This window comes from Parabacteroides sp. CAG:2 (assembly GCF_000436315.1).
GTDB classification, from domain to species: domain Bacteria; phylum Bacteroidota; class Bacteroidia; order Bacteroidales; family Tannerellaceae; genus Parabacteroides; species Parabacteroides distasonis.
Genome location: NZ_FR885301.1, coordinates 78,370 through 85,509 on the forward strand (window position 1 = coordinate 78,370; position 7,140 = coordinate 85,509).

Below are 7,140 nucleotides of genomic sequence, written 5' to 3' on the forward strand. Positions count from 1 at the left end.
AGCTTTTCGTTTAGGCCCTAATACCGGATCAGCTTCAATCGCTTTGTCGTTATATAAGAAGCCTCTATGCCGTTTGGCCCAATCATGATAGGCATATGTTTTTTCTAAGATACTGATATATTTCTCGGCGATAGGATACGTTCCGTAAATCAAGTTTGTTTGAACAAGCCGTTGCAGGTTCCGGGGATTACCGGCGCCAATTACGGTGACATACCCTTCAAAAGCCATCTCCTGCGATAATGCGATTTCCCCTAGCGTAAAATAGGCGTCGCTTAACAGGGTGGAGACCGTAAAGGTCTTGTTCCAAGAGGCGAGTAACCCTTGAGGACCGTGTTGATCAAAAGCGAACATCCGGTCTGCCAACTCCCCTTTTTCCGCAAGTGCCCTATTTAAGTAAGTTAAATATAAATAGTTTTTGATCGGCCCGTGACAATGCCGGATGATCTCGTCCCATTGTTCGGTACGGGCATAATAATCCAAGACTTTTAGAGGATAGGCTTTCTGGTCGTTATACCGTGGAATCGTTACCCAGCAAAGGAATAGGATTAGGATGAATTGAACGGTAAGCTCTATCCCTGTTTTTTTCTTTGATTGGTTTTTGCCTTTAGGATATACGAATGCCCCGATCAAGCTAAGCGGTAAACAGACCCATGCGAAATAGATGAGATTGGGAGCCGCCAGAATCGGGTGGTAAAAAGCGTCCGGTAAGAATGCGAAGCGATAACTGGTGATGGTAGTTGACCAGACACTTCCGATCCCGATAAACAGGTATTCAATTAAAACCGCTAAAAAATAGAACCCCTGTTTGGAACGGCTTATCGCTTCCTTGAGAACCACACTTAATGAGAATAGCCCGGCAATCGGTCCTCCTATCCAAAAAAGTAGTGGGGTGATTACCAATGCGGCGGATAGCCGGTAACAGGGATCTTTTATGCGCATCCATGCGTTCAGGCTAATCAAACAAAATAGGAATGCGATAGTGCCTTGTACTAAATAATTGAAGTCGTATTGAATCAATAATAAGAATAAAACCGGGAGTAAGTAAAGCAGGAAGAGCTCTTTATTTGGATTAATTTGCAGGATGATCTCCCTCATTGTTAAGCCGATAGACGTAAGTATAGCTGCGATAATGAAAGGCCCTGCATAAGGCGTAATAAAGAATTGTGTCAAGAATTCCCCGATAATCAAAGATAAACCTCCCGGACTGCTGATTTTATCCGCAAGATAATCTTCGGAAAACTGGAATAGTTGAAGCTGCTCGATATAGAAGAAATGAAACTTGCCGGTTATTTGCAAGAAACCCCCTAATAGGACAAACAGGATCAAACCGAGGAGTATTTGTTTATATCTCATGGCTAGAGTACACGTTTCATTTTGATTTAAAGTCAAACAAAGATACGATTTTTATCGGAAATACCAATCTACACAAAACGAAGTTAACTTAATTGGCACATGGAGTTAACTTCGTTGGCAAAGTATGTTAACTTCGTGAGCAAAGTAAGTTAACTTACTTTTGGGGATTAAAAAGCAGGCCGGACATATCACATGCCCGGCTGCCCTTTCTGACTGTTAACCCACTTGTTTATTTCCAGTTTTCATTCTGAACTAAAAGACCATCCATCTTTAAGATTTCATTATGAGGGATAGGCATTGTTGCCCATTTTGCGTTGTATGTACTATTGGAATATTTACCTAAATGCTTAGCTTCGTATTTCACGAAATCATTTAATACCTCGGATGCGATACCCCAGCGAGCTAAGTCATACCAGCGATGACCTTCCATCGCTAACTCGATACGACGTTCCCAACGCAGTGCCTCCAGCGCTTTGTCTTTTGATGCGAATTGAGAAGGTGGATATAAACCTATACGATAGTTTGCGGCAGCATCTGTACTTTGCTTCCCGTTAATCTTGTCATCCAAAACATAAGTAGAACTAGCCTCGGTCATTGTTGCCGGATCTACTGCCTTTACATAGCTATTGGCGGCACGAGCACGTACTTGATTAATGTATTCACCTGCTTGTTGAGGCTGTCCTAACTCGATCAAGGTTTCAGCGTACCAAAGCAATACGTCTGCGTAACGGATCAAGTGGAAGTTTTTAGCAGTGGAGTTTGTTTGCGTCGTGTTAGATAAGCTTCCTTTATCGGCTTTTCTAGGGATATTCTTCTTGTTTAGGTATAAACCTCCGTTAGAAACATCACGTACCCAACCATCCAACGCATTTGGCACTGTCCAATCTAAGAATGGAGTCTCGAAACGACCGGTAGAAACATCCAAACGAGGGTCTGTATAGACGGTCAAATCAGTGTGAGGTAAATTGTTCTCGTCTAAAGTTGATAACGCAGGATCATTACGATAAGAATCATCCATTTTAGGTAATCCGTTTGCGTCAACAATATGAGCGTTGACCATATCATAAGAGGGTTGATAGAATCCCCAACCTCCAGTTCCTAACGCTCCGCTGAAGCCGATGTGCCAAGCTCCGTTGATATTGGCAGTTTGTTCTACGGTGCCGGAAACTGCAGCTTGGACATCGAATACAGATTCTCCTGTCCAGTCACTTTCCCCTGCTGTATAGAGTTCCTCGTATGTATCTGCCAAGCGGAACTTAGTGCCTTTGTTATCTTTTCCGTTTGCGATTACATCTTCCAAAATCGTTTTAACTTCAGTCCAATGATTAGACGTTCCATTTTTTCCGTTATATGGAGAGGATTGGTACATCTTTACTTTAGCCAACATAGCGCCAGCTGCCCATTTGTTTACGCGTCCTGCCTCGGTCCAAGTGTCGGGCAGATTGTCATAAGCAAACTGCAAGTCTTCTACTATCTTATCCCAGATATAGATATAATTCCCATTCTCATCCACATTAGAGACTTGTGGGTTCACGTTCTCTTTCATGGCTATGTCATCTACATAAGGAACAGCCGCTCCAAATAATTTTACGACCTCGAAATGGAAGAAACCGCGTATGAAGCGGGCTTGGGCGATTGTTTCCGTATAGAAGTCTTTACTTTGGCCTGCTATAGCCGAAAGCTCTTCTTTTGCTAAATCCGCTACCTTGATTACGTTGTTTGCGGTGAATACCCCATGGTAACTATGTGCCCATTTTGTTTCAAAATAAGCGTTGTCAGTTGTAAATGTATAAGTTTCCAAGCTGGTAAAGTCTGGTTGGTCTTGGAAAGTTGAACCTTTGTTTGCGTCACCTCCCATTACGTCACCATATACATAGTTGGTCAATGTCGAACGGAAGTATCCATCATTCGCATCTGTAGAGTTTAATCTAGCGTACATACCAGTTAGCAACTGAGTAATACCTTCTTGCGATACAAAATCCGGTTCCTGTTTATTTGTGACTGGCTTCACATCCAAGAAATCGGAGCAAGCAGTCATGCTTCCCATCGTGGCGGCAATGACTGCCGCATATATAAATAGATTTTTCATCTTGTTTCAATTTTTAGTTAGCAAATATTTGTTAGAATGTCACATTTACACCCATGATAAATTGGCGTGGCATACCATAAGAACCGAAATCGGTACCCATCGTACGGTCATTGGAACGACCGTCTGTATCTGTACGAACCTGTGGGTCTAGTCCGGAGTAACCAGTCAATGTGAATACGTTTGCTATTTGACCATAGATGCGGATCTTCTCAAACTTGATTTTATCTAAAATACTCTTTGGAAGTGTATAACCTAAAGTCAACGTTTGCATGCGTAAGAATGAACCATCTTCTATATAGCCGGAATTAGACTCATTTGCGGCGATTGTACTCTCACCATTAGCGGTTGCCCACATAGGATAGATACCATCAGGGTTGGTTACAGGATGCCATGAATTGTCGCGACGATCTTTAGAATAAGCGGACTGTAAGGAACCATAATGTGTATAATATTTATACATGGCGAATAGATCATTGCCTACGGAGAAGTACATATAAGTACTTAAGTCGAATCCTTTCCAGTTAACACCTAAGTTGATACCTCCTGTTAAATCCGGATGTGGGTTTCCAATGAATGTACGGTCACTAGCGTCGATCTTACCATCGTTGTTCACATCTTTTACTTTGAACTGACCTACATAATTGGCAGCGTTTAACGTAGAAGCATCAGATGTACCATATGGCAATACTGTTCCACCGGCATCATTCTTATAGTTACGGACTTCTTCTTCACTCTTATAGATACCATCTAGCTGATAACCGTGGAATTCACCGATTGCATGTCCCTTCATCAATACGTTCATGTTGGAAATACGAGTTCCGGTAAAGATTCCGGCATCAGTACCAATCTCATCCAGTCTATTCTTGTAATGCGACAAGTTTACGCCTACAGAGTAACCTACCTCACCGATTTTATCATTCCAAGTAATATTCAAATCAACACCTTTGTTCGTCATATCACCGATGTTTACTTTCGGCTTGTCAGCGGCACCGGCCAAAGCAGACCAGTTGGCATCGATCAACATATCAGAAGTTTTCTTGATGTAGTAGTCGAAGTTGGCGGTTAATCGTTGATTAAAAGCTGTAATATCGAAACCTGCATTAAACATCTTAGATGTTTCCCATTTTGCCTCGATATCACCAAGATTGGTTACGCCAAATCCTTGATATACCTCTGTGTCAGAACCATTGATGCTATAGAGATAACGGTTACCAGTACCATATTGGAATGCCCAGTTATATGAATCGATATTGGAGTTACCGGTTGTACCGTAACCGGCACGAATCTTCAAATCGTCTAACCAAGTACGTGATTTCTCCATGAATTTCTCGTCCGACATACGCCAACCTAAAGAGATAGAAGGGAATGTACCCCAGCGATTCTTTTCAGAAAAACGAGAGGATGCGTCGCGACGTACCGTAACTGTAGCCAAATATTTACCTTGGTAAGCATAGTCCGCACGAGCGAACATACCGAACATGGTGGATACAGCGTTCTGGTTTCCGCTATTTCTTAAGTCAGAGCTAGCACCGTTGTTGATTACCCAAGTGTTGGGATCATCTTCGAATGGATAGTTGATACGACCTGCCTGGATCCAACGTCCTAAACCCTCACGAAGTGCCTCTGTACCAATCACAGCATTGATCGTATGATCGTCGTTGATTGTTTTGCTATAAGTAGCGGTGTTTGTCCATTGATAATCTAACCAATAGTTTGCTTGCTCGTAGAACTCGTTGTTGTTACGTCCTTCTTTATTGGTCATGATCGTACGTTTGTTCATCCAGAAGTCCCATGCGCCACCTAAACGTGCGCTGAACTGAGTACGGATCTTCAAATTCTCTCCAAGGCTTTCTAAAGGCATAATCTCTGCGTAGATAGCTGATTGGGCACGTAAGAAACGACGACGATTGTCCTTGCCATAATCAACGGACATTGGTGCGCTCTCAGCACGTCCTCCTTCGGCATTTTGTGAACCGGAATAATCACCGCCAACTGTGTAGATAGGTACCCAAGGTTGGATGGAGAAGGTCTTACCGAAGGTATTATCATCACCTTGACGACCGCGTTCTCCTGAGTTCTCGATTACGGCGATGTTGGTATTCTGACCGATATTGAACCACTTGTTCACGAAGAAGTTTGTATTCGCACGCAAGGAATAACGACGGAACCATGACTCCTTGATCGTACCTTCACGATTCATGTAGCCTAAGCCTACTGAATAAGTCGCTTTTTCACCACCTCCGGTGATAGAAATCTGGTGATCTTGCACCTTACCGGTTTGAACTACTTCGTCGTACCAATTCGTGCCGGCACGAGCTTCTTCCTCAGAGTAGCCGTCCTCAAGCATTTGGTAGTAAGCGGAACGAGACCAAGTGTTCTCACCATTGTCTTTGTAAGAAGCTTCCCAAGCTGCGATACTGCCGTATTGAGAGATGATCTGTTCTTTACTATAACCAGCAGGTTTGATAGCATAAGGCATTGTTAAATGACCTGTACCGTCTTTACCTATTGAACCGAACTGGGCGTGGTTTACTGTTTGGCCACCGCGGTAGTTGAATAAATTACGTTGCCCTTCTTCTTGGAATTCCATAGCTTCCCAAGCGTTCAACAGACCATAACCGTCATTGGCCATCTTGGCTACACCGAAGTAACCGTTATAAGATACTTGTACACGGTCGTTCTTCTTTCCTTGTTTAGTCGTGATAACGATAACACCATTTGCACCTTTCGCTCCATAAATAGCGGAAGCAGCAGCGTCTTTCAAGATCTGCATGGATTCAATATCATTCGCATTTACCGCATCGATATCTACTCCTTGTACACCATCGACAATGATCAACGGGTCTGAGCCGTTTACGGAACCCACACCACGTATACGAATCGTTGTCTCCCCTAATGGACCACCACCTGCTTGTACAAATACACCAGCAGCTTTTCCTTGCAAAGCCTCAGCGAAATTGGAAACAGGAGTCTCTTTTAACTCATCCGTAGCGACAACAGCCACAGATCCGGTAATATCCTTCTTCGCTTGTGTACTATAACCAGTAACGACGACTTCATCCAAAGCTTGTGAATCCTCGACCAGCGTGATCTTGATGTTTGTCTGATTACTCTTCAAAGTAACCTCTTGAGTTACGTATCCGATATAAGAGACTACTAAGATGGCGTTTGCGGGCACATTCTCTATAATGGCTCGTCCATCCATATCAGAAATATTTCCGATAGTAGTTCCTTTTACGACTACGTTGGCTCCAACGATAGGACCAGATTTATCCACGATGTGGCAGTTAATCTGTCGTCCATCTTGCTGGACACTCATAAATCCCGTACTAGGTGTAGGATACAGATGATCTGTTTCTGTTGCAAAGGCCGTTCCGGCTCCGTACAGAAGAAAAGAAGCTCCTAAGACTAATGGCTTCCATGATACAACATTTCTCATACAAATTTAGAATTTAAGGTATAATAAAATAAAAAACACAAACTTTTAACAAAATGAATTCACTACTCTCTCATACCTCTAAGGTATATTACATCTGTTTACATCTTAAAATAAGTAAACATCACTCTCTTCTTTTCAACTTCTTTTGTGTAGCTTCTTCATTATTATGGTTTTAATTATGAAAATCACTTCTTGTTTTTTTCATGATATTAAAAAAAACGACTAGTTGAAACTATCGTTTCATTTAGTCGTTTGTAAA

3 protein-coding genes (1 of these 3 only partly in view) are annotated in these 7,140 nt (G+C 42.4%); all 3 read right to left on the reverse strand.

Annotated features, from left to right (window positions below; all coding sequences use genetic code 11):
* Positions 1-1,353, reverse strand: the 5' portion of a protein-coding gene (locus QVP94_RS10710; protein ID WP_288213247.1) for a DUF6057 family protein. Its footprint begins 21 nt before the window's first position; only the first 1,353 of its 1,374 coding nucleotides appear in the window; its start codon is at positions 1,351-1,353; the stop codon falls past the left edge of the window.
* Between the two features lie 229 nt (positions 1,354-1,582).
* On the reverse strand, positions 1,583-3,442 hold the full coding sequence (locus QVP94_RS10715) for a RagB/SusD family nutrient uptake outer membrane protein (RefSeq protein WP_005859293.1): 1,860 nt from the start codon (positions 3,440-3,442) through the stop codon (positions 1,583-1,585).
* 31 nt (positions 3,443-3,473) lie between these two features.
* The gene (locus QVP94_RS10720; RefSeq protein WP_005859291.1) at positions 3,474-6,881 is read right to left on the reverse strand and encodes a SusC/RagA family TonB-linked outer membrane protein; all 3,408 of its coding nucleotides are present in this window, start codon (positions 6,879-6,881) and stop codon (positions 3,474-3,476) included.
* Positions 6,882-7,140 lie beyond the last annotated feature (259 nt).